Source organism: Ramlibacter humi, assembly GCF_004681975.1.
GTDB lineage: Bacteria > Pseudomonadota > Gammaproteobacteria > Burkholderiales > Burkholderiaceae_C > Ramlibacter > Ramlibacter humi.
On sequence record NZ_SMLK01000002.1, the window covers coordinates 237,069 to 257,353 of the forward strand.

The window sequence follows — 20,285 nt, forward strand, 5'->3', positions numbered from 1 at the left end:
ACTCGGTTAGAGAGAGTGCTAAAGCGGGAGTTCCCCGCCGAGCCAGGCCGGCAAAGGAACAGAATGGACCCCAATCGGCTGGAGGCGTTCCCGGCAGACCTAGCGGTTATCGCTATGGCGGCGATAGTGTGCGCCAACAACTACCAGCGGATGCCCAGCTTGCGGAAGGCCAGGCTCAGCACGAACATGGGGCCGACCAGCAGGTACTGCAAGTCCTCAAAGAACGAAGGCTTCTTGCCCTCCAGCTTGTGGCCGACGAACTGGGCGATCCAGGCCAGCACGAAGATCACGGCCGAAATCACCAGCACCTGGTCGCCCATGGCGCGCACCAGCAGCAGGCCGATGGCCGAAACCACCGCCATGGCGACCAGGAACACCACCGACAGCCGGGCGTAATAGACGAGGCTGCCGATGACCAGCGCATACGCCACCCACGGGTGGATGGCCCACAGCAGGCCCAGCAGGCTGAGCATGATCAGCGGGATGGCCACGCAGTGGATGGCTTCGTTGGTAGGCTGGCGGTGGCTTTCGCCGTAGTGCGCGAGCAGCGTGTCGACCCGGCGCGGGGCGGCGCCGGCTTCCGGTTCGGTGGCGGTTTGCATGGGAGTCTCCTGATACGTTCTGGACAATCGCAGGATGGACATTCTGAGCCTGACGACGACGGTTGGGAACCTTGAAGACGCCAACCGGCTGGCCCGCGCACTGCTCGCCGAGCGGCTGGCGGCCTGCGTGCAGGTGGAACAGGGCCTGCTGTCGCACTACCGGTGGGAAGGCCGCAGCTGCGAAGACCCGGAGGTGCGGCTCACCGTCAAGACGCTGCCCCGGTTGCGGGCCGCGCTGGAAGCGTTCCTCGCCGGGCACCACCCCTACGACGTGCCGCAACTTCTGTGGCATGTGGACGAAGCCAGCCCCGCGTATGCGGACTGGGTGCGCGGCGAAGTCCGGCCCTAGCGGCCCGCCGCCGCAGCGTGTGCTTACAAGGTTGATGAGAACGGGCCATGCCTCGCGCATGCGCCCTCGGGAGACTGCGGCCTCCCTCTTACGGCGCGTGGCGCGCCCCAGTACTCATCAGCATGAAACGCAGGCATCTCTTGCAGGGCACCGGCGCGTCGGCCCTGTCCGTTCTCGTCTCGGCATGCGGCGGCGGTGGCGCCGGTGGCGGATCGCCGCAGGCGCCGGCCGCCACGCCCGATCACGTCGCGGGCCCGGCGCCGGGCCCAAGTCCGGGACCAGGTCCCGGCCCGCGGCTTCCCTGGGTCACGGCGTACTACGCCGGCTACTTCTGGCAGGTTGGCGAACTGCAGCAGCCGCAGTACGTCGACATGACCGCGATGACGCACTACGTGTTCGCCCGCTGCGCGCCGGGCGGCGGCTCGCTGGGCGGCGCCGGCGGTGACCTGGTGTACGGCGCGGGCACCGCTGCCGAGGCCGACAACCCGTTCGGTCCCGGCTTCATCGCACTGGGCGATCCGGGCAACCGCAGCGTCGAGACCTTCCTGCTGGACCGCGCCCGCGCGGCCGGCACCAAGGCGCTGCTGATGGTCGGCGGCATGGGCGACGGCGCCGGCTGGGAGCTGTCCACCAACGCGGCCAACCGCGCCCGGTTCGTAGGCAACCTGCTGGACTACCTCGATGCGCATGGCTACGACGGCGTCGACATCGACTGGGAAGACAACCTCGACACCACCGCATGCCGCGACCAGCTGCGCCTGCTGCTGCAAGACCTTCGCGCCGCCAGTCCGCTGCGCGCGCGCTGGGCTTCGTCGCCGCTGATCATCACGTTCCCGGGCTACGCGCTGAACATGAACACCGATGCCGTGGAGCCCTGGAAGGTGGAGATCGCGTCCCTGGTGGACCAGTACAACCTGATGAGCTACGGCATGGCGTACGACGCGCCCGGCTGGGCCACCACGTTCTTCTGCGCCATCGGGGGCGAGACGGTGAACACGCCGATGGACCTGGAGACCAGCATCGCCGCCTACGTCGCCGCCGGCGTGCCGGCGGACAAGCTGGGCATCGGCATCGGTTTCTACGGCATCGCCTACCCGCCGCCATTGGATGGCCCACGCCAGCTCATTCCTCCGGGCGTCTTCGTCGAGAGCAACGACCTGGACTGGTGCTACCGCAACATGGTCGCCCGCGGCTACCTTTCCGCGGGCACCGAGGTGTGGGACAGCCAGGCGCAGATGCACTACCGCAGCTACCCCGGCGGTTTCACACCCGCTGGCGGGGGCTACACCGCGGGCATGACCAGCTACGAAGACCCGGCCAGCATCGCCGCCAAGGGCGCATGGGTGCGCTCGCGCGGCCTGGGCGGCGCCATCGTCTGGCTGGTGAACTACGGCACCACCGACGGCGTGGACAACCCGCTGATGGACGCCGTGAAGGCGGCGTTCCGCTGACGGCGCTTACGCGCGCACTTCCAGCACGGGCGCGCCAGCGCGCTCGCCCACTTCGCCGACCACCGCCGCGTGCGCGAAGCCTTCCTGCCGGAACACACGCAGCACTTCGGGCACCGCATCGGGCGTGCAAGACACCAGCAGGCCACCGCTGGTCTGCGGGTCCGACAGCAGCGCGCGCGAGGTGTCCGAAAAGCCCGCGGGCAGCTTCACCTGCTGGCCGTACCCGGCCCAGTTGCGGCCCGATGCGCCGGTGACGAAGCCTTTCGCGGCCAGCGCCTCGACACCCGGCAGCAGCGGCACCGAACCCCAGTCCACGCGGATGTCTGCGCCCGCGCCGCGGGCCAATTCCAGCGCGTGGCCCGCCAGCCCGAAGCCCGTGATGTCGGTCAGCGCGTGCACGCCTTTCACGCCCGCCAGCAGCGGGCCAGGCGTGTTCAGGCGCGTGGTGGTCTCGATCATCTGCGCATAGCCTTCGGCAGACAGCGCTTCCTTCTTCAGCGCCGCCGACAGGATGCCAACGCCCAGCGGCTTGCCCAGCACCAGCTGGTCACCGGGTTGCGCGTCGGCGTTGCGCTTCACGCGGTCCGGATGCACCAACCCCAGCGCGACCAGTCCGTAGATCGGCTCGACCGAATCGATGGTGTGTCCGCCCGCCACGGGGATGCCCGCCGCGCGGCACACAGATTCGCCGCCTTCCAGGATGCGGCCGATGGTGGCCGTGGACAGCACGTTGATCGGCATGCCGACCAGCGCCAGCGCCAGGATGGGCCGCCCGCCCATCGCGTACACGTCGGAGATGGCGTTGGTCGCGGCGATGCGCCCGAAGTCGAACGGATCGTCGACGATGGGCATGAAGAAGTCGGTGGTCGCTATGAGCGCCTGCTCGTCGTTCAGGCGGTAGACCGCGGCGTCGTCGGCGGTTTCGATGCCCACCATCAGCTCGGGCGGCAGCGGCATGCGCGCGGTGTTGCGCAGGATCTCGGACAGCACGCCGGGCGCGATCTTGCAGCCGCAGCCGCCGCCGTGCGAAAGGGAAGTCAGGCGCGGTTCGGCCGCGGCGGGAGAAAGGGGAGCGTTCATGGCGGGGTCAGCAAGTCGTGCACCAGGTTCAGCAACGCACGGCGTTCGGCCTCAGGATCGAACAGCGGCGCTCGGGCGTCGCATTGTGCGCGCAGGCGGGCCAGCAGGCCGCTCGCGGGGGCTTGCTTCTGCTCCGTCCGGCAGCGGATGAGCAAGGCCGCCAGCGCGTGCGGGTCGCCCGCGGGGAAATAGCCGCCGTAGCCGGCTCCCAGCATGCCCACGTTGCCGTCGATGCGCGAGGCGAGCACCGGCGTGCCGCTGCGCACCGCTTCCATCACCACGTGCGCGCCGCCTTCGGCCACGCTGGCGTGCACCAGCACGTGGGCGCGCTGGATGAGATCGCGCGCCCGCGCGTGCGGCAGCGGGCCGAGCCAGCGGTAACGGGGGCACGCTGCCATCACGCCGCGGGCTTGCTGCTCCCATTCACCGGCGGCTTCGCCCACATGCAGCAGCTCGATGTCTTCGCGGTCCGCGAGCAGACCCGCGGCCGCGAACAGCGTCGCCGGGTCTTTCACCGGGCGCAGGTGCCCGACCGCCACGGCGCGCAGCTGGCGCGGGCTTTTGGCCAGCGCACGCCGGGCGGTCGTCGACTGGTAGACCACGGCAGCCTTCGCGCGCAGCGCCGGTGGCAGGGCGGCGAACGCCTGGTCCTGCAGCGTCACCAATCGCGTCGCGAGCGACAGCGAATGCGCGGTCTCGGGCCGGTCCGCGAATTCGCCGTACAGGTCGGTGCCGGTCAGCACCACGGCCAGCCTTTGCGATCCCCGCGCTGCGCTCCAGGCCTGGATGGAGGGCGCCGAGCGGAAAGCGTGCAGCGCCAGCATCGCGTGATCGCGTGGCGCGTGTTCGTCCGGCCATCGCGTGACGATGCGGACGGCGTGTTCACGGCGCAGCAGTTGCGCCCAGCGGCGCGCCGTCTGCCAGTTGCCGTTGTTGGCGTCCGCGAGCGACGGGCTGACAATGACGACGGATGAACGCGGCACCCAAGGTTTATAGCGCGGCCGAGCGCCTTCGCAGCGGCGGGCGCGACGACGTGCGTGCGGCCCTGCAGGCCGTTCGCGAACGCACGCACGCGCTCTCCGGTGCTTACGCGCAGGCCCTCGGGCCGTCGATGGACGTGCGCTACGACCCGGGCCTGAATCCGCCGCGCTGGGAACTGGGCCACATTGCGTGGTTCCAGGAGTGGTGGGTCGCGCGCAACCCGCAGCGCGCGCTGGGTGATCGCGCGGATCCCGACGCATCGCGTCCGCCGCCGACCTTGGCCATGGCCGACGAGTGGTTCGACTCCAGCCGCATTGCCCACACCACGCGGTGGCAGTTGCCGTTGCCGGATCGAGCCGCGGTACACGACTGGCTGTCGTCCACGCTCGAAACCACGCTGGCGTTGCTTGGCCAACTGCCCGCGGATGCCGGCGCGGACGACCTGTACTTCTTCCGCCTGGCCTGCCTGCACGAGGCGATGCACGCCGAGGCGGCCTGCTACATGGCGCGCACCATCGGCTTCGAGCTGCCGGGCATGCTGGAAGAGCGTCCCATCACCGTCGGCGGCGAGCTGCACGTTCCCGCCACGCGCTGGCAGCTCGGCTCACCACCTGACGGCGGCTTCGCTTTCGACAACGAGCTGCCCGCGCACGAAGTGGACTTGCCGGCGTTCGGGATCGACGCCGCGCCGGTGACCTGGGACCGCTGGCAGGCATTCGTGGCGGACGGCGGCTACGCGAACCCGCGCTGGTGGACCGGCGACGGCTGGTCCTGGGCGCAGCGCGTGCGCGGCACCTCGCCATCGTTCCCATCCGGCCGCCATGCCGCCACCCATCTCAGCTGGCACGAAGCGCAGGCCTGGTGCGATTGGGCGGGACGGCGGCTGCCGACCGAAGCCGAATGGGAATGCGCCGCCATGACGCAGCCCGGCTTCGACTGGGGGCACACCTGGGAATGGACCGCGTCGGCTTTCGAGCCTTTCACCGGCTTCCGCGTGCACCCTTACCGCGACTACTCGCAGCCCTGGTTCCGCACGCGGCAGGTGCTGCGGGGCGCGTGCGCGGCCACGTCACCGGAGCTTGCGCACCCGCGCTACCGCAACTTCTTCGAGCCGCGTCGCGCCGATGTCTTCGCCGGCTTGCGCAGCTGCGCAAGCCGCTAACCCAGCAGCGCCTGCGCGAACTCGCGCGCGCTGAACGTTTCCAGGTCTTCGAGCTTCTCGCCGACGCCGATGAAGTAGACCGGCACGGGCTTCTCCTGCGCGATGGCAGCCAGCACGCCGCCCTTGGCGGTGCCGTCGAGCTTGGTGACGACGAGGCCGGTGAGGCCCAGCGCCGCATCGAACGCCTTGACCTGCGCCAGCGCGTTCTGCCCCGTGTTGCCGTCGATCACCAGCAGCACCTCGTGCGGCGCGTCGGCCTGCGCCTTCTGCACCACGCGCTTGATCTTGCGCAGCTCTTCCATCAGGTGCAGCTGCGTGGGCAGGCGGCCGGCGGTGTCGACGATGACCACGTCCTTGCCGCGCGCGCGGCCGGCGTTCACCGCGTCGAAGCTCACCGCCGCCGGGTCGCCGCCTTCCTGGCTGACGATCTCCACCGTGTTGCGGTCGGCCCAGATCGCCAGCTGCTCGCGCGCGGCGGCACGGAAGGTGTCGGCCGCGGCGAGCAGCACGGAAGCTCCTTCGTCGGCGAGATGTTTGGTGAGCTTGCCGATGGACGTGGTCTTGCCCGCGCCATTGACGCCCGCGACCATGATCACCGTGGGCTGCCGCTCGCCGATGACGAGCGCCTTCTCCAGTGGCTTGAGCATCTGCGCCAGCGACTCGTTCAGGATGTTCTTCACCTGCACCGGCCGCGTGGCGCCGCTGGAAGCGACCTTGCGCTTGACCTCTTCCAGCAGGTGCTCCGTCGCCTTCACGCCGGTGTCGGCCAGCAGCAGGGCCGATTCCAGCTCTTCATAAAGCTGGTCGTCGATCTGGCCGCCGGTGAAGACTTCCGACAGGCTGGAGCCGGTCTTGCGCAGGCCCTTGCTCAGCCGTTCCATCCAGCCCTGCCGTTCGGGCGCGACCGGCGGGGCGACGGGGATGTCCATCGCGCGCACCAGCGCACTGCCGATGAGCCCGCCGCCGGCAGGGGCGGGCGACGGGGAGGGCGAGGGTGACGGGGACGAGGACGGGGACGGCGCGGGCGCCGCTTCCGGTGCGGGGGCGAGGGCGGGCGGGGTCTCGGGGAGTGCTGCGGGCGCCGGTGCCGGCGTGGCCGCCGGCTTTTTGCGGAAGAAACTGAACATTCGGGCCGTTTCTAGAATCCACTCGATTCTATGAAACACCCCCTGCGACGCGCGGCAGCCGCCGGCTGTGCCGTGCTGTGTCTGGCGGGAGCCGCGTTGGCGCAAGCGCCGGCGAGCTCCGCTCCCTCCACCTCAACTGCCCGGGCCGACGCGCGCCCGGTGGTCACGACGCTGTCCAACGGCATGACGGTCATCGTCAAGCCCGATCGCCGGGCTCCCACCGCGGTCCACATGCTGTGGGTGCGCGTCGGCGCGATGGACGAGGTCGACGGCACCACCGGCGTGGCGCACGCGCTGGAGCACTTGATGTTCAAGGGCACACCGACGCTGGCCCCCGGCGAGTTCTCGAAGCGCGTGGCCGCCATGGGCGGGCGCGAGAACGCGTTCACCGGCCGCGATTACACCGGCTACCACCAGCAGATTCCTTCCAACCGCCTGGAGGAAGTGATGAAGCTGGAAGCCGACGTGTTCGCGCACAACCGCTGGGCCGACGACGAGTTCAGGCACGAGCTGGAGGTGGTGAAGGAAGAGCGCCGGCTGCGCACCGAAGACTCGCCGAGGGCGCGGCTGTACGAGGTGATCAGCGGCACCACGTTCCTCGCCTCGCCGTACCGCCGCCCGATCTCCGGCTGGCCCAGCGACCTGGATTCCATGACGCCGCAGGACGCGCGCGATTTCTACCGCCGCTGGTACACGCCCAGCAACGCCGCCGTCGTCGTGGCGGGCGACGTCGATCCGAAGGAAGTGGTGCGGCTCGCGCAGAAGTACTACGGCGCCATTCCGTCGCGTGCGCTGCCCGATCGCAAGCCGCGCGGCGAGCCACCGCAGGTGGGCATCCGCCGCGTGGAGCTGAAGGCGCCGGCCGAGCAGTCGTACGTCGCGCTGTCGTTCAAGGTGCCGCAACTGCGCACGTTCGATGCCGACCCGCAGGGTGACGACGCGCTGGCGCTCACGGTGCTGGCGGCGGTGCTCGACGGCTACAGCGGTGCGCGCCTGGACCGCGCGCTGACGCAAGGCCCGGACCGAGTGGCCGACAGCGCCGGCGCGGGCAACGGCCTGTGGGGCCGCGGGCCGCAGCTGTTCACGCTGGACGGTGTGCCTGCTCCAGGGAAGACGCCGGAGCAGGTGGAAGCCGCACTGCGTGCCGAGGTCGCGCGGGTGGCGCGCGACGGCGTGACCGAAGCGGAACTGCAGCGCGTGAAGACGCGCTGGATCGCGGCCGAGGTCTACAAGCTGGACTCGGTGTTTAGCCAGGCGCGCGAGCTGGGCTCGTACTGGGCGCAGGGGCTGCCGCTGGATGCGGGCGAGCGCCTGATCGAGCGGCTCAAGGGCGTGACCGCGCAGCAGGTGCAGTCCGTCGCCACCCGCTACTTCGGCGACGACCAGCTCACGGTGGGCATCCTGCGGCCGCTGCCGCGCGATCCCAATGCGCGCCCCGCCGCGCCCTCCGTCAACCTGCGCCACTGAAGGACCGACCATGAAGAAGAACCTGGCCTTCGCGGCCGTCCTCTGGCTGGCCGGCACGCTGCCGGCCCTCGCCGCATTGCCCATCCAGCACTGGCAGCAAGCCAGCGGCGTGCAGGTGTACCTGGTGGAAAGTCATTCGATCCCGATGGTGGACGTGGAGATCGACGTCGACGGCGGCGACCGCCGCGACCCGCCCAACCAGGCGGGGCTGGCGGGCATCGCGGCCTCGATGACCGGCAAGGGCCTGCTCGCGTCGGGCAGCGAACCGGCGATGGACGAAAACCAGCTGAGCGAGGCGTGGGCCGACCTGGGCGCGGGGTTCGGCGGCGATGCGGGCAGCGACCGCATGAATTTCTCGCTGCGGTCGCTGACCGACAAGGTGCTGCTCGACCGCGCGCTGCTGCTCGCCTCGCGCCAGCTGGGCGAACCGTCCTTCCCGGAAGACGTGTGGCAGCGCGACCGCCAGCGCATCGGCGCGTCCATCCGCGAAGCCGATACGCGGCCGGGCGTGGTGGCGAACAAGGCCTTCGAGACGCGCGTGTATGGCGGCCACCCGTACGGCGCGCAGACCACGGAGGCGTCGCTGGCGGCGATCTCGGTGGACGACATGCGCCGCTTCTACCGCGCCCACATGCTGCCGTGCCGCGCCAAGGTCAGCATCGTCGGCGATGTCGACCGCGCGCAGGCCGACGCCATCGTGGCGAAGATGTTCTCCCGCCTGCCGCAGGACCCCAAGGCGTGCACGCCGTTGCCGCCGGTGCCGGAGGTGCCGCCGCTCACGGCCGCATCGCAGCAGGTGATCCCGTTCCAGTCCGCGCAGGCGCACGTGCTGATCGGCCAGCCGGGCTACAAGCGCAGCGACCCGGACTACTTCCCGCTGCTGGTGGGCAACTACATCCTGGGCGGCGGCGGGCTGGTGTCGCGGCTGTCGACGGAGGTGCGGGAGAAGCGCGGCCTGTCGTACGGCGCGGGCAGCTACTTCTCGCCCGGCCTGCATGCCGGCGCCTTCGCCGTCACGCTCCAGACCCGGCCCGACCAGGCGGCCGAAGCAGTGAAGGTGGCGCGCGAGGTGGTCGCGAAATTCGTGGCCGACGGCCCGTCCGCCGATGAGCTGAAGGCGGCCAAGGAATTCCTGATAGGCGGCTTCCCGCTGCGGCTGGACAGCAACCGCAAGCTGCTGGACAACGTGGCCAACATCGCCTGGAACGACCTGCCGCTGGACTACCTGGACACCTGGACCGCCCAGGTGTCGAAAGTGACGGCCGCCCAGGTGCGGGAAGCGATGGCGCGCAAGCTGCAGCCGGACCGCATGGTCACGGTGATCGTGGGCGGCACGCCCTGATCCAGTGCACTGTCAAACCTGACGGGGGTTGGAGACAGCCGGTAACCACTTTTGCTCAAAATCCGCGCTGACTCGCTGTCACAACGAGGCAATCCCAGCTCCCGCGCAGACCCAGGGGCTGCGGCAGGTAGGAAATCAGGAGAGGATCAAACGCGGCACCCCAAGGGTGCCGCGTTTTTTTTGGGCCCGCGCCGCTCGCGTAAGCTCGCGCGATGCCCCGTCCCCCCGCCGCGCCCGGCCGCCGCCCGAACGAGGTGCGCATCATCGGTGGCGCCTGGAAGCGCACCCGCCTGCCCGTGGCCGACAAGCCCGGCCTGCGCCCCACGCCCGACCGCGTTCGGGAAACCTTGTTCAACTGGCTGGGCCAGGATCTCAACGGCTGGCGCTGCGTGGACGCGTTCGCCGGCACCGGCGCGCTGGGCCTGGAGGCCGCGTCGCGCGGCGCTGCCCAGGTGGTGCTGGTGGAGCAGGATCCGGAGCTGGTGTCGGCCTTGCGTGCCCTGAAAGCGAAGCTCTCCGCCGAGACCGTCGAGGTGCGCCGCGCCAACGGCCTGAGCGTGCTGCTCGAGTTCGGCGGCGCCGGCCTGGACCTGGTGTTCCTGGACCCGCCCTTCGACGCCGACCTCTTCGGCAAGGCGGTGGCGGCCGCAGTGCCCGCGCTGCGGGAAGGCGGCCTGCTCTACCTGGAATCGCCCACCGAATGGAAGGACGCGCAGGCGCAAGCCGCGGGACTGTCCGTCGTGCGCCACCTGAAGGCCGGTGCGGTGCATGCGCACTTGCTGAGGCCGCCTAGCCCATAATGCGCCGACACCGCAGACCCCGTCCATGGCCAGTCACCTCCCCGTCACCGCCGTCTACCCCGGCACCTTCGATCCCATGACCCTAGGGCACGAGGACGTGGTGCGGCGCGCCAATCAGTTGTTCGAGAAGGTGATCGTCGCCGTCGCAGCCGGCCACCACAAGAAGGCGATGTTCACGCTGCCCGAGCGCATCGACATGGCGCGCGAGGTGGTCAAGCAGTACCCGAACGTGGAAGTGGAGAGCTTCTCCGGCCTGCTGCGCGACTTCGTCGTCGCGCGCGGCGGCAAGGCGATGGTGCGGGGCCTGCGCGCGGTCACCGACTTCGACTACGAGTTCCAGCTGGCCGGCATGAACCGCAGCCTGATGCCCGAAGTCGAGACGGTGTTCCTCACGCCCAGCGACAAGTACCAGTTCATCAGCAGCACCTTCGTGCGCGAGATCGCGGTGCTGGGCGGCGAGGTGGACAAGTTCGTCTCGCCCACCGTGCAGAAGCGCCTGCAGGAAAAAGTGAAGAGCCTCGGCGGCTAGGCTTTTTCGACGCGCGCCAGCCAGCGTTCCAGTTCGCGGTTCACCGCCGCCGGCTGCTCCATCGTCAGCATGTGGCCGCAGCGCGGCAGCATCACCAGTTCCGCGCCGGGGACCAGCGAAGCGATCTCGCGCGACAGCTCCGGCGGCGTCAGCTGGTCGCCTTCTCCGCACATCACCAGCGTGGGGCAGCGCACCTGCCCCAGGTGCTTGCGCGCGTCGGGCCGCGCGATGACGGCGCGGTTCTGGCGGACCAGCTGGCTGGCGCCGGCGCGCAGCACGAAGTCCAGGTAGCGAATCGCCAGCGCGGGATCGGGGTCCGCATCGAACGCGAGTGCGACGTTCGGTTCGATCACTTCGCGCGCGCGGCCCTGCGCGAACAGCTCGATCGCCTTTTCGCGCACCGCGCGCATCTCTTCGTTCTCCGGCCGCGCGCTGGTGCCGAGCAGTGCAAGGCCGCGCACGCGGTCCGGCGCCTGCCGCGCCGCTTCCATCGCCACCATGCCGCCCATGGAGGCGCCGCACAGTGCGAGCGGACCGGTGAATCGCGCGAGCATCGCGGCCGCCATCTCCGGGATCGATGCGTGGCGCGTGTGCGTGTCCGAGACGACGGGCCGATGCTTCGCCAACCCGGTGAGCTGGTCGCGCCACATCTCGGTGTCGCCGGCCAGGCCCGGCAGCAGAACCACGGTCACAGGAATTTTTCCTTCACTTGCGAAAGGCCCAAAGCCGTGTAGAGCTGCGCGGCCTGCTTGCGCAGGCGGCGCGACTCGGGCAGGTGGCGCAGCTGCGGCTGCAGCAGGTTCTGCGCGCCACCCAGGTGGCCGCTGCGGATGAGCGCGTCCAGGTGGATCTGCGAGAACAGGTCGCGCTGCGCGTGGCTGCCGCCGATCTCCAGCATGTGGGGCAGGGCCTGGCCCAGCTCGCGCACGGCCGTCGCATGGTCGCCTCGTGCCCAGGCGAGCAAGCCGTGGCCCGCGGGCACGCAGACTTCGCGCCACGCGCCTTGCTCGCTTTGCGGCGCTTGCGCCGCATGCCGCTCGATATTGGCCATCAGCAAGTCCGCTTCGGGACGGCCGGCACGCGCCAGGCCGACCAGGTACTGCAGGTCGAGGAACGGCAGCACCTGGTCCGACGTGCGCGTGGCCAGGTACGTGGCGACGTCCTGCCAGCGGTTGCCGACGTCGATGCCCGCGAGTTCCATGCGCGCCAGCAGCGACACCGCGTTGATCTGGTCCTGCGAGTACTCCTTCGCGACGCCCCAGACCTGACGGTCGTGAATGGCGAGCACCTCCGCCGCGTCGTCCAGCTCCAGCGCGAACAGCGCCTGGTGCCACCAGTTGTGCGTGACCATGAACGAGTTCAGGCCGGTCCAGGTTGTGCTGACGTCTTGCAGGAACTCGTGCCCTTCGCGCACGCGGCCCTGCGTGAGCATCACGTGCGCCAGCGCGTGATGCGCCCACGGCTCCTTGCGTCGCATGGAGATGGCGTGCCGCGCGGCCGCTTCCGCTTCTTCCAGCGCATGGCACTGCTCCCAGCCGAAAGCGAGCATGCCGTGCAGGTACGGCACGTCGCCGGCGGCCGGCAGCGCCAAGAGCGCCGTGCGCAGCATGCCGGCGCAGTCGCCGCGATTGAACAAGTGGTATTGCCCCAGCTTGAGGGAGGCCAGGTCGCGTGGATGTTCGCGCGCCTGCTCTTCGTGGAGCGCGATGGCGCGCGGGATGTCGCCTTCGACCCAGGCGCCCACCGCCTCGATGAAGCGCTGCTCACGCGAAGTGGTCCTGGAGGCGCCCGCCCTGGCGCGTTCAAGAAAAGGCCGCGCGCTGGCGGGCGCTTCCCGCGACTCGGCGAACATGTGCACCGCCGCGATGCAGGCCTGCACGATGGGCGATGGATCTCCGGACGCCTGCAGCACGTTGGCCGCCCGCGCTTCGCTGGCGATGAAGCCTTCGACGAAATCGTTCAGCGCGGGCAGCGACGCGGCGCCGCCTTCCAGCGTGACCGCGTTGCCGAGCGCGTCAGTCCACATGCTCCAGCGCCTCGGAAGGCGGCTGCGGCCACGGGCGGGGTGGCTCGCGCAGCAGCTCGAAGGCGCGCGACACCTGCAGCACGCCCAGGTCGTCGAAGCGCTGGCCCGCGATCTGCAAGCCGATGGGCCAGCCTTCCTTGGTGTAGCCGCACTGGATGGACGCGGCGGGCTGTTCGGACATGTTGTACGGCACGGTGAAGCCGATGTGCTCCAGCGGCCGCAGCGGGTCGTTGGTGGGCGAAGGCAGCTCGGCCGGGAAAGCCGGCACGGGTGACACCGGCGAGAGGACGTAGTCGAAAGCCCGGCACGCGTTGACCGTGGTCACGCGCGTGTTGTGGAATTGGCTGAACGCGCGGAACACGGCTTCGCCGCTCATGCCGGCCGCGCTGTCGGCCCACTCGCGGATGTAGGGCAGCACCTTGGTCTTGCGCTCGGGCGGCAGCGCCTTCAGGTCGATGTGCGAGCGCATGCGCCAGAAGTGATCCATGCCGTCCAGCATGCCTTGCGTCATGAAAGGCGGCATCGTCGTGACGTGCGCGCCGGCGCGCTCGAACACGCGCGCGGCGGCTTCGATGGCCGCGCGCACTTCGGGCAGCACGGCCAGGCCGCAGCCGGCTTCCAGCAGCAGGCCGATGCGCAAGCCCTTCAGCTTCCCGACGCCCGCATCGAAGCGATCCCATGCGATGTCCTGCGCCGGCAGGTTCATGCTGTCGCGCGAGTCGGGCCGCGACAGCACCTGCATGAACAAAGCCGAGTCGCCGACCGTGCGCGTCATGGGGCCCGCGGCGCGGCCCATGTAGGGCGGGTCGATGGGGATGCGGCCCAGGCTGGGCTTGAGCGTGAAGATGCCGCACCAGCCGGCGGGCAGGCGCAGCGAGCCGCCGATGTCGGTGCCCACGTGCAGCGGGCCGTAGCCGGCTGCTGCCGCCGCGCCCGCGCCCGCACTGGAGCCGCCGGGCGTGCGCGTGAGATCCCAGGGGTTGCGCGCCAGCGCGTGAAAGCTGGACGCACCCGAGGACAGCATGCCGTAGTCGGGCATGGTGGTCTTGGCAAACACCACGCCGCCGCTTTCGCGCACGCGCGCGGCGGGCGGCGCATCGGCAGCGGCGGGGATGAGTTCCACCGCCGCCGTGCCAAGCGGCGTGGGATCGCCTTCGGTGGCGATGTTGTCCTTCAGCGTGAGCGGCACGCCGTCGATGGGACCGAGCGGCTCACCGCGCAGCCAGCGCTGCTCGCTGGCGCGTGCCTGTTCCAGCGCGCGCTCGGGGCGAAGCAGGTACAGCGCCTGCAGGTGCTTTTCCCAACGCTCGACGTGGCCGAGCACCGCCTGCGTGACTTCCACCGGCGAGAAGTCGCGCCGGCGGTAACCCTCGATCAGCTGGACGGCGGACAGTTCATGCAGCGCATGGCCCGGGGACTGCTTCGTCATGCGCGTGCGTCTCAGGCCCAGGACATCGCGGACAGGTCGTTCACGAAGATCGGCATGTCTTTCCACAGGCCCTTCACGCCCTTCTTGGCGACCGTGACCCACTGCGGCGTGAACAGGAATTCGTGCACGCAGTCGTCGGCCAGCAGGCGCTGGATGTCGCCCAGCAGCTTCAGGCGGTCCTTGGGGTTCGCGGTGGACTTGTACTTGCTGTACAGCTCGTTGAACTTCGGGTTGTTGTAGCCCCAGTAGTAGTCGGGCTTGGCGAAGTTGCCCAGGTCGAACGGCTCGACGTGCGAAATGATCGTGAGGTCGTAGTTCTTGTTGCCGTAGGTGCCCGACAGCCACTGCGCCCACTCGACGTTCTCGAGCTTGGTCTTGATGCCCACCTTGGACAGCATGGAAGCGATGATCTCGCCGCCCTGGCGCGCGTAGGCGGGCGGCGGCAGCGTCATCGTGAGCTCCAGGTTGGTGACGCCGGCTTCCTTCAGCAGCTGGCGCGCCTTGTCGGGGTTGTAGGGGTTCACGCCGGTGGTATCGACGTAGCCCGGCGCGCTGGGCACGTAGTGGCTGCCGATAGGCACGCCCAGCCCGTCCACCGCGCCCTGGATGACAGCCTTGCGGTCCACCGCTGCCGCGATGGCGCGGCGCACGCGGACATCGTCCAGCGGCTTCTTCTTGTTGTTGATGGCCAGGATGGTCTTGGCGCGCGAGCCCGAAATGATGACCTGCAGATTGGGGTTGGCCTGCAGCGGCGGCACCTGGCGGCCCGTGATGCCGCGGGGCGCGGCATCGATGTCACCCGACAGCAGCGCGGCCACCTGCGCCGACGGGTCGGCGATGAAGCGGAAGGTGGCGCGGCGCAGCTTGATGGCCGCCGCGTTGCGGAAGCCGTCCCATTTCGTCAGCGTGACCGAAGAACCCTTGACCCAGTTCTCCAGCTTGTAGGGCCCGGTGCCGACCGGCTTGGTGGCGTTGTCGTTGACGCTCTTGGGCTCCACGATCACGGCCGTGGCCTGGCCGAGCAGGAAGGGGAAGTCGGGATCGATCTCCTTGGTGAGGATCACCACGGTGTTCTCGTCGACCGCCTGCGTGGTGATGGCGGCGAACGTGCGCTTGTCCTTGTTGGTGCTCTTCTCGCCGCCCGCGCGGTCGAACGAGAACTTCACCGCCTGCGCGTTGAACGGCTCGCCGTTCTGGAACTTCACGCCCTTGCGCAACTTGAAGGTGTAGGTGGTGAGGTCGGGCGAGACTTCCCAGCTTTCGGCCAGCAGCGGCGTGACGCTGCCGTCGGAGTTGATCTTGGTCAGCGTTTCGAAGATGTTGTACTGCGTGATCTCCGCGATGGCCGATGCGGCGCCCGCGGTGGGATCCAGGCCCGGCGGCTCCAGGGTCATGGCGATGACGATCTGGTCCTTGCGACTTTGCGCAAGCGCCAGCTCGGGCACGGCGAGCGGCAGGCCGGCGAGCGCGGCGGAAGTCAGGACGGTCCGTCTTTTCAGCATGGGTGTGGCTCCGGGTGAAAGTTCAGCAGGAAGGATACGACGATTCCGCGCGCGGCACCGCTTCCAGCAGCGCGCGGGTGTAGGGGTGCTCGGCGGCATGGAACAGCCGCTCGGGCGGACCCTGTTCGACGATGCGGCCTTGCCAGAGCACGGCGACGTCGTCGCACAGGTGGTTGACCACTGCCAGGTCGTGGCTGATCAGCATGTAGGTGACGCCGAACTGCTGTTGCAGGTCCTGCATCAGGTTGAGCACTTGCGCCTGCACGGAGACGTCCAACGCGCTCACCGGTTCGTCGGCGACGATCAGCTTCGGCCGCGTGATCAGCGCGCGCGCGATGGCGATGCGCTGGCGCTGGCCGCCGGAGAATTCGTGCGGGTACTTGCCCAGGTCGTTGGTGCGCAGTCCAACCGAGGCGAGCGCCTCGGATGCTCGCTCGCGGCGTTCGGCGGCCGTGGCGCCGCCCTGGGCGGAGAGCGGCTCGGTGACGATGCGCTCCACCGTCTGGCGCGGGTCCAGCGAGCCGTACGGGTCCTGGAACACCATCTGGAAATCGCGCCGCGCTTGGCGCAGCTCGCTGGCTGGCAGCCGGTGCAGGTCGCGGCCTTCCAACTGCACGGCGCCGGAGGTCGGCGTGTCCAGCGCCATCACCAGCCGCGCGAGCGTGGACTTGCCGGATCCCGATTCGCCGACGATGCCCAGGCTGCGGCCGGCGTGGATGTCGAAGCTCACGCCGTTGAGCGCCTGCACCACAGGCGGCGGGCCGCGGAGCTTCTCGCGGGGCATCGTGTAATGCCGCACCAGGTCGCGCACCTGCAGCAGCGGGGCGTTCATGCGGCCACCTTTTTTTCTGCGGCGACGGTGTCCAGGCGGATGCAGCGCGCGTGGTGGCCGGGACTGATCTCGTGCGGTGGCGGCATGGTGACGTGGCACTCGGGGACGGTGAGTCGGCAGCGGCCCGCGAACGGGCAACCTGGCGGCAAGTCCACCAGTTCCGGCACCGTGCCCGCGATGGTGGCCAGGCGCCCGCCGCGCGGGCCGACCAGGCGCGGCCGGGCCGCGAACAGGCCCAGCGTGTAAGGGTGCATGGGGTTGGCGAACACAGGCGCGGTGGGGCCGTCTTCCACCACTTCGCCGCCGTACATCACCATCATCTTCGACACGTTCTGCGCGACCACGCCCAGGTCGTGCGAGATCAGGATCAGCGCCATGCCGCGCTCGGCCACCAGGCCGCGCACCAGTTCCAGGATCTGGCGCTGGATGGTGACGTCGAGCGCGGTGGTGGGTTCGTCGGCGATCAACAGGTCGGGGCCGCACGCGAGCGCCATCGCGATGGTGATGCGCTGGCGCTGGCCGCCGGAGAACTGGTGCGGGTAGGCGTCCACGCGCCGCGCTGCGTCGGGGATGCCCACGCGGTCGAGCAGCGCGATGGCTTCCTTGCGCGCGGCGGAAGCCGACATGCCGCGGTGCAGGCGCAGCGGCTCGGCCACCTGGTGCCCGATGGTGTGCACCGGGTTCAGCGCCGTCATCGGCTCCTGGAAGATCATGCCGATGCGATCGCCGCGCAGCTCGCACAGCTGGCGTTCGGGCAGGCCGACGAGCTCGCGGCCTTCGAGCTGGATGCTGCCGGTGACTTTCGCGTTCTCGGGCAGCAGGCCCATCAGCGACATCGCGGTGATCGACTTGCCGCAGCCGGATTCGCCGACCAGGCCCAGCGTCTCGCCGCGTTCCAGCGTGAAGCTGACGTCGCGCACCGCGCGCGCCGGCCCGCGCTGGGTCTGCAGCACGACGTTGAGGTTCCGGACTTCCAGCAGCGGCATGGCTTCAGCGTTTGCGCGCGAGACGCGGGTCGAACAGGTCGCGCAGCCCGTCGCCCAGCAGGTTGAGGCCCATCACCGCCAGCGCGATGGCCACGCCGGGGTACACGGCGAGCATCGGCGCCTGGAACATCAGCGTCTGCGCCTCGCTGAGCATGCGGCCCCACGAAGGCTGCGGCGGCTGCGTGCCCAGGCCCAGGTAGGAGAGGGCGGCTTCGGCCAGGATGGCGATGGCGAAGCGGATGGTGGCCTGCACGATCAGCACCGACAGGATGTTGGGCAGCACGTGTTCCACCGTGATGCTGAACGCGCCCTTGCCGCACGCGCGCGCGGCCAGCACGAATTCGCGCGACCACACGGCATTGGCCGACGCGCGGGTGATGCGCGCGAAGGTGGGGATGTTGTAGATGCCGATCGCGACGATGGCGTTGACCATGCCCGGGCCGAACACGGCGGTGAGCATGATGGCCGACAGGATAGCCGGGAAGGCGAAGCCGAAGTCGGCGACGCGCATGATGATCTCCTCGGTCCAGCCGCGCCGCGCGGAAGCGAGCAGGCCGAAGGCCGTGCCGACCAACAGGCCGATGCCGACGGCCACCACGCCCACGACGATGGAAGCGCGCGCCCCCACCAGCAGCAGCGACACGATGTCGCGGCCGTACGGGTCGGTGCCCAGCCAATGGGTGGCGCTGGGCGCTTGCAGCCGCTGCGGGATGTCGACGTCGTACGGCGAGTGCGGTGTCCACACCAGCGACAGCGCCGCGGCCGCCGCGAGCAGCAGGCTCAGCACCGCGCCGAGCACGAAGCTGTGATTGCGCAGCGCGCGCCGCCAGAAGCCCGGGGCGGCGGGTGGCGCGGCGGCTGGCACCGGAACCGCGCTCATATGTCGCTGGCCTTCACTCGCGGGTCGATGGCGGCGTACAGCACGTCGACGACGAAGTTGACGATCACGACCATGGCCGCGAGCAGCATCACGCAGTTGCGCACCACGATCAGGTCGCGGTTCTGGATCGACTGGAAGATCAGCCGGCCCATGCCGGGCAGGTAGAACACGCTTTCCACCACGATGGTGCCGGCCAGCAGCTCGGAGAACTGCAGGCCCATCACGGTGATGACCGGGATCATCGCGTTGCGCAGCACGTGGCCCCAGAGCGTGCCGCGGCCGCTGACGCCCTTGGCGCGCGCGGTGCGCACGAAGTCTTCGCGCAAGACTCCCAGCACCGCCGATCGCGTGATGCGCGCCAGGATGGCCGACTGCACCACGGCCAGCGAGAGCGCCGGCAGCAGCAGCGAGCGGATGCCGCCCCAGATGCCGTCTTCGTCGTCCCAGCCCGGGAAGCCGCCGGCGGAGAACCACTTGAGCTGCACCGAGAACAGCAGGATCAGCAGGATGGCGAACCAGAAGTTCGGGATGGCGATGCCGACCTGCGACAGGCCCATCACGCCGACGTCGCCCAGCTTGTTGTGCCGCGAGGCGGCGTAGATGCCGGCGGCCAGCGCGATGGCCGTGGTCATCGCCATGGCCAGCACCGACAGCGGCACCGTGAGGCTCAGCCGTTCAAGGATCAGCTCCGAAACCGGCGTGCTGTACGCATAGCTGTTGCCCATGTCGCCGGTGAGCAGGCCGCCGACCCAGTGGAAGTAGCGCTCCACGGGTGGACGGTCGATGCCCAGCTTGGCGGCCAGCGCCGTCACGGCTTCGGGCGAGGCGTCGGGCCCCATCAGGATCTGCGCCGCGTTGCCGGGCAGGATCTCCAGCACCAGGAACACCACCACCGAAGTGCCCGCCAGTGTCGCGAGCAGGGTGATCAGGCGCTTGAACAGGAAGACGCTCATGAAGGCGGAGATAATGCCAGAACAGCTTCAGGCATCGCTTTCACGGGACGGACTTCGCATGGCCTTGATGATCACCGACGAGTGCATCAACTGCGACGTGTGCGAGCCGGAGTGCCCCAACCAGGCCATCTTCCTCGGCCCGGAGATCTACCAGATCGACCCCGCGAAGTGCACCGAATGCGTCGGCCACTTCGACGAGCCGCAGTGCGTGCAGGTGTGCCCGGTGGCGTGCATCCCGGTGAACCCGGCGCACGTCGAGGACCGCGAGACGCTGTGGCAGAAGTACCGGCGCCTGACCGGTACGCCGCCTACTGGCGCTTGACGGCGCCTGCCGGCATCGCCGCCGGCGGTTGCTTCTCCGCGCCTTCGTCCTTCGCTTTCGATTTGCCCTTCTTGCCCTTGCCTTCGCCCTTGGGCTTTTTGGGCGCGGGCGAACTCGCGGTGAAGACGTCGAGCTTGCGCGTCGCCGCTTTCTCGGGTGACTTGTGCGGCTCGAAGTCCGGGCCGGGCTTGGCCGGCGCGACGTAGACCTGCGCGGGCCGCGCCTCCTGCTTCAGCCTTTCCTTCTCCATCGCATCGGCGAGCTTTGCGTCGCGCTGGGCGGTGCCGGCGGCAGCGCGGTGTTGGGCCGCGTCGGCCGCTGGTGGTGCGGCCGGCAGTTCGCGCCCGCCGGCGCAAGGCTGCGAGCCGTAGCTGTCGCCGCAGCGGTAGATGGTCTGGGCCTGCGCGCAGGCCGCGGATGCGGCGGCGCACGCGAGCAGCGCGTGGATGGCTTTCATTGGCGTTC

21 protein-coding genes are annotated in these 20,285 nt (G+C 69.7%); 8 read left to right on the forward strand and 13 right to left on the reverse strand.

What is annotated here, in order from left to right:
- Positions 1–140: 140 nt before the first annotated feature.
- Positions 141–602: an Mpo1 family 2-hydroxy fatty acid dioxygenase gene (locus EZ216_RS08525; RefSeq protein ID WP_135249322.1), complete on the reverse strand. Its 462-nt coding sequence runs from the start codon at positions 600–602 to the stop codon at positions 141–143.
- A gap of 34 nt (positions 603–636) precedes the next feature.
- On the opposite strand from EZ216_RS08525, the gene cutA reads away from it, so the two are divergent.
- Together cutA and EZ216_RS08535 are read left to right on the forward strand one after the other, a co-directional pair.
- Positions 637–951, forward strand: a complete 315-nt coding sequence (gene cutA / locus EZ216_RS08530) for a divalent-cation tolerance protein CutA (RefSeq protein ID WP_135249323.1) — start codon at positions 637–639, stop codon at positions 949–951.
- Positions 952–1,073: 122 nt separating this feature from the next.
- Positions 1,074–2,402 (forward strand): glycosyl hydrolase family 18 protein, encoded by a 1,329-nt coding sequence (locus tag EZ216_RS08535; protein ID WP_167772856.1) that lies wholly within the window; start codon positions 1,074–1,076, stop codon positions 2,400–2,402.
- Between the two features lie 6 nt (positions 2,403–2,408).
- Here the strand turns inward: EZ216_RS08535 and selD are convergent, their stop codons facing one another.
- Positions 2,409–3,482 carry a selenide, water dikinase SelD gene (selD, locus tag EZ216_RS08540; RefSeq protein WP_135249325.1) on the reverse strand — a complete coding sequence of 358 codons (1,074 nt, stop codon included), beginning with the start codon at positions 3,480–3,482 and terminating at the stop codon, positions 2,409–2,411.
- Positions 3,479–4,465 (reverse strand): selenoneine biosynthesis selenosugar synthase SenB, encoded by a 987-nt coding sequence (gene senB / locus EZ216_RS08545; protein ID WP_167772857.1) that lies wholly within the window; start codon positions 4,463–4,465, stop codon positions 3,479–3,481. Before senB ends, selD begins: the two co-directional genes overlap by 4 nt.
- On the opposite strand from senB, the gene senA reads away from it, so the two are divergent.
- On the forward strand, positions 4,453–5,625 hold the full coding sequence (senA, locus tag EZ216_RS08550) for a selenoneine synthase SenA (protein WP_167772858.1): 1,173 nt from the start codon (positions 4,453–4,455) through the stop codon (positions 5,623–5,625). The two genes, senB and senA, sit on opposite strands and share 13 nt — an antisense overlap.
- Here the strand turns inward: senA and ftsY are convergent.
- Positions 5,622–6,752 carry a signal recognition particle-docking protein FtsY gene (gene ftsY / locus EZ216_RS08555; RefSeq protein ID WP_135249328.1) on the reverse strand — a complete coding sequence of 377 codons (1,131 nt, stop codon included), beginning with the start codon at positions 6,750–6,752 and terminating at the stop codon, positions 5,622–5,624. The two genes, senA and ftsY, sit on opposite strands and share 4 nt — an antisense overlap.
- 30 nt (positions 6,753–6,782) lie before the next feature.
- Between ftsY and EZ216_RS08560 the strand changes: the two genes are divergently transcribed.
- The 4 genes from EZ216_RS08560 (at position 6,783) to coaD (ending at position 10,890) form a co-directional block, all read left to right on the forward strand.
- On the forward strand, positions 6,783–8,219 hold the full coding sequence (locus EZ216_RS08560) for a M16 family metallopeptidase (RefSeq protein ID WP_135249329.1): 1,437 nt from the start codon (positions 6,783–6,785) through the stop codon (positions 8,217–8,219).
- A gap of 10 nt (positions 8,220–8,229) precedes the next feature.
- Positions 8,230–9,561 carry a M16 family metallopeptidase gene (locus EZ216_RS08565; RefSeq protein ID WP_135249330.1) on the forward strand — a complete coding sequence of 444 codons (1,332 nt, stop codon included), beginning with the start codon at positions 8,230–8,232 and terminating at the stop codon, positions 9,559–9,561.
- A gap of 212 nt (positions 9,562–9,773) precedes the next feature.
- Positions 9,774–10,361: a 16S rRNA (guanine(966)-N(2))-methyltransferase RsmD gene (gene rsmD / locus EZ216_RS08570; protein WP_135249331.1), complete on the forward strand. Its 588-nt coding sequence runs from the start codon at positions 9,774–9,776 to the stop codon at positions 10,359–10,361.
- A gap of 25 nt (positions 10,362–10,386) precedes the next feature.
- Positions 10,387–10,890 (forward strand): pantetheine-phosphate adenylyltransferase, encoded by a 504-nt coding sequence (coaD, locus tag EZ216_RS08575; protein ID WP_135249332.1) that lies wholly within the window; start codon positions 10,387–10,389, stop codon positions 10,888–10,890.
- Here coaD and EZ216_RS08580 read toward each other — a convergent pair.
- From EZ216_RS08580 to EZ216_RS08610, 8 genes are read right to left on the reverse strand one after another with little or no spacing between them, the layout of a single operon-like run.
- A complete protein-coding gene (locus EZ216_RS08580; protein ID WP_439126722.1) occupies positions 10,887–11,582 on the reverse strand; it encodes an alpha/beta fold hydrolase in 696 nt (231 codons plus the stop codon). The genes coaD and EZ216_RS08580 overlap by 4 nt on opposite strands.
- Entirely contained in the window at positions 11,579–12,916 is a 1,338-nt protein-coding gene (locus EZ216_RS21305) for a tetratricopeptide repeat protein (RefSeq protein WP_167772859.1), read from the reverse strand. The genes EZ216_RS08580 and EZ216_RS21305 overlap by 4 nt, the downstream gene beginning before the upstream one ends.
- Complete coding sequence (locus EZ216_RS08585; protein WP_135249333.1) at positions 12,906–14,345, reverse strand: amidase; 1,440 nt, start codon at positions 14,343–14,345, stop codon at positions 12,906–12,908. Before EZ216_RS08585 ends, EZ216_RS21305 begins: the two co-directional genes overlap by 11 nt.
- A gap of 11 nt (positions 14,346–14,356) precedes the next feature.
- On the reverse strand, positions 14,357–15,847 hold the full coding sequence (locus EZ216_RS08590; protein WP_135249334.1) for an ABC transporter substrate-binding protein: 1,491 nt from the start codon (positions 15,845–15,847) through the stop codon (positions 14,357–14,359).
- A 22-nt stretch (positions 15,848–15,869) separates the two neighbouring features.
- Positions 15,870–16,679, reverse strand: a complete 810-nt coding sequence (locus EZ216_RS08595) for an ABC transporter ATP-binding protein (RefSeq protein WP_135249335.1) — start codon at positions 16,677–16,679, stop codon at positions 15,870–15,872.
- A complete protein-coding gene (locus EZ216_RS08600; protein ID WP_135249336.1) occupies positions 16,676–17,665 on the reverse strand; it encodes an ABC transporter ATP-binding protein in 990 nt (329 codons plus the stop codon). The genes EZ216_RS08595 and EZ216_RS08600 overlap by 4 nt, the downstream gene beginning before the upstream one ends.
- 4 nt (positions 17,666–17,669) lie before the next feature.
- Positions 17,670–18,545, reverse strand: coding sequence for an ABC transporter permease (locus EZ216_RS08605; RefSeq protein ID WP_135249337.1), 876 nt, complete (start codon positions 18,543–18,545; stop codon positions 17,670–17,672).
- Complete coding sequence (locus tag EZ216_RS08610; protein ID WP_135249338.1) at positions 18,542–19,498, reverse strand: ABC transporter permease; 957 nt, start codon at positions 19,496–19,498, stop codon at positions 18,542–18,544. Before EZ216_RS08610 ends, EZ216_RS08605 begins: the two co-directional genes overlap by 4 nt.
- A 58-nt stretch (positions 19,499–19,556) precedes the next feature.
- Between EZ216_RS08610 and EZ216_RS08615 the strand changes: the two genes are divergently transcribed.
- Entirely contained in the window at positions 19,557–19,820 is a 264-nt protein-coding gene (locus tag EZ216_RS08615; RefSeq protein ID WP_135249339.1) for a YfhL family 4Fe-4S dicluster ferredoxin, read from the forward strand.
- Here EZ216_RS08615 and EZ216_RS08620 read toward each other — a convergent pair.
- Complete coding sequence (locus EZ216_RS08620) at positions 19,807–20,277, reverse strand: hypothetical protein (RefSeq protein ID WP_135249340.1); 471 nt, start codon at positions 20,275–20,277, stop codon at positions 19,807–19,809. The two genes, EZ216_RS08615 and EZ216_RS08620, sit on opposite strands and share 14 nt — an antisense overlap.
- Positions 20,278–20,285: the final 8 nt, after the last annotated feature.

What these genes read in the sequence shown, in the direction of transcription:
- EZ216_RS08525 (WP_135249322.1), bottom strand. Translation starts at nt 602, where the DNA reads ATGCAAACCGCCACCGAACCGGAAGCCGGCGCCGCCCCGCGCCGGGTC.
- cutA (WP_135249323.1), top strand. Translation starts at nt 637, where the DNA reads ATGGACATTCTGAGCCTGACGACGACGGTTGGGAACCTTGAAGACGCC.
- EZ216_RS08535 (WP_167772856.1), top strand. Translation starts at nt 1,074, where the DNA reads ATGAAACGCAGGCATCTCTTGCAGGGCACCGGCGCGTCGGCCCTGTCC.
- selD (WP_135249325.1), bottom strand. Translation starts at nt 3,482, where the DNA reads ATGAACGCTCCCCTTTCTCCCGCCGCGGCCGAACCGCGCCTGACTTCC.
- senA (WP_167772858.1), top strand. Translation starts at nt 4,453, where the DNA reads ATGAACGCGGCACCCAAGGTTTATAGCGCGGCCGAGCGCCTTCGCAGC.
- ftsY (WP_135249328.1), bottom strand. Translation starts at nt 6,752, where the DNA reads ATGTTCAGTTTCTTCCGCAAAAAGCCGGCGGCCACGCCGGCACCGGCG.
- EZ216_RS08560 (WP_135249329.1), top strand. Translation starts at nt 6,783, where the DNA reads ATGAAACACCCCCTGCGACGCGCGGCAGCCGCCGGCTGTGCCGTGCTG.
- EZ216_RS08565 (WP_135249330.1), top strand. Translation starts at nt 8,230, where the DNA reads ATGAAGAAGAACCTGGCCTTCGCGGCCGTCCTCTGGCTGGCCGGCACG.
- rsmD (WP_135249331.1), top strand. Translation starts at nt 9,774, where the DNA reads ATGCCCCGTCCCCCCGCCGCGCCCGGCCGCCGCCCGAACGAGGTGCGC.
- coaD (WP_135249332.1), top strand. Translation starts at nt 10,387, where the DNA reads ATGGCCAGTCACCTCCCCGTCACCGCCGTCTACCCCGGCACCTTCGAT.
- EZ216_RS21305 (WP_167772859.1), bottom strand. Translation starts at nt 12,916, where the DNA reads ATGTGGACTGACGCGCTCGGCAACGCGGTCACGCTGGAAGGCGGCGCC.
- EZ216_RS08585 (WP_135249333.1), bottom strand. Translation starts at nt 14,345, where the DNA reads ATGACGAAGCAGTCCCCGGGCCATGCGCTGCATGAACTGTCCGCCGTC.
- EZ216_RS08590 (WP_135249334.1), bottom strand. Translation starts at nt 15,847, where the DNA reads ATGCTGAAAAGACGGACCGTCCTGACTTCCGCCGCGCTCGCCGGCCTG.
- EZ216_RS08595 (WP_135249335.1), bottom strand. Translation starts at nt 16,679, where the DNA reads ATGAACGCCCCGCTGCTGCAGGTGCGCGACCTGGTGCGGCATTACACG.
- EZ216_RS08600 (WP_135249336.1), bottom strand. Translation starts at nt 17,665, where the DNA reads ATGCCGCTGCTGGAAGTCCGGAACCTCAACGTCGTGCTGCAGACCCAG.
- EZ216_RS08605 (WP_135249337.1), bottom strand. Translation starts at nt 18,545, where the DNA reads ATGAGCGCGGTTCCGGTGCCAGCCGCCGCGCCACCCGCCGCCCCGGGC.
- EZ216_RS08610 (WP_135249338.1), bottom strand. Translation starts at nt 19,498, where the DNA reads ATGAGCGTCTTCCTGTTCAAGCGCCTGATCACCCTGCTCGCGACACTG.
- EZ216_RS08615 (WP_135249339.1), top strand. Translation starts at nt 19,557, where the DNA reads ATGGCCTTGATGATCACCGACGAGTGCATCAACTGCGACGTGTGCGAG.
- EZ216_RS08620 (WP_135249340.1), bottom strand. Translation starts at nt 20,277, where the DNA reads ATGAAAGCCATCCACGCGCTGCTCGCGTGCGCCGCCGCATCCGCGGCC.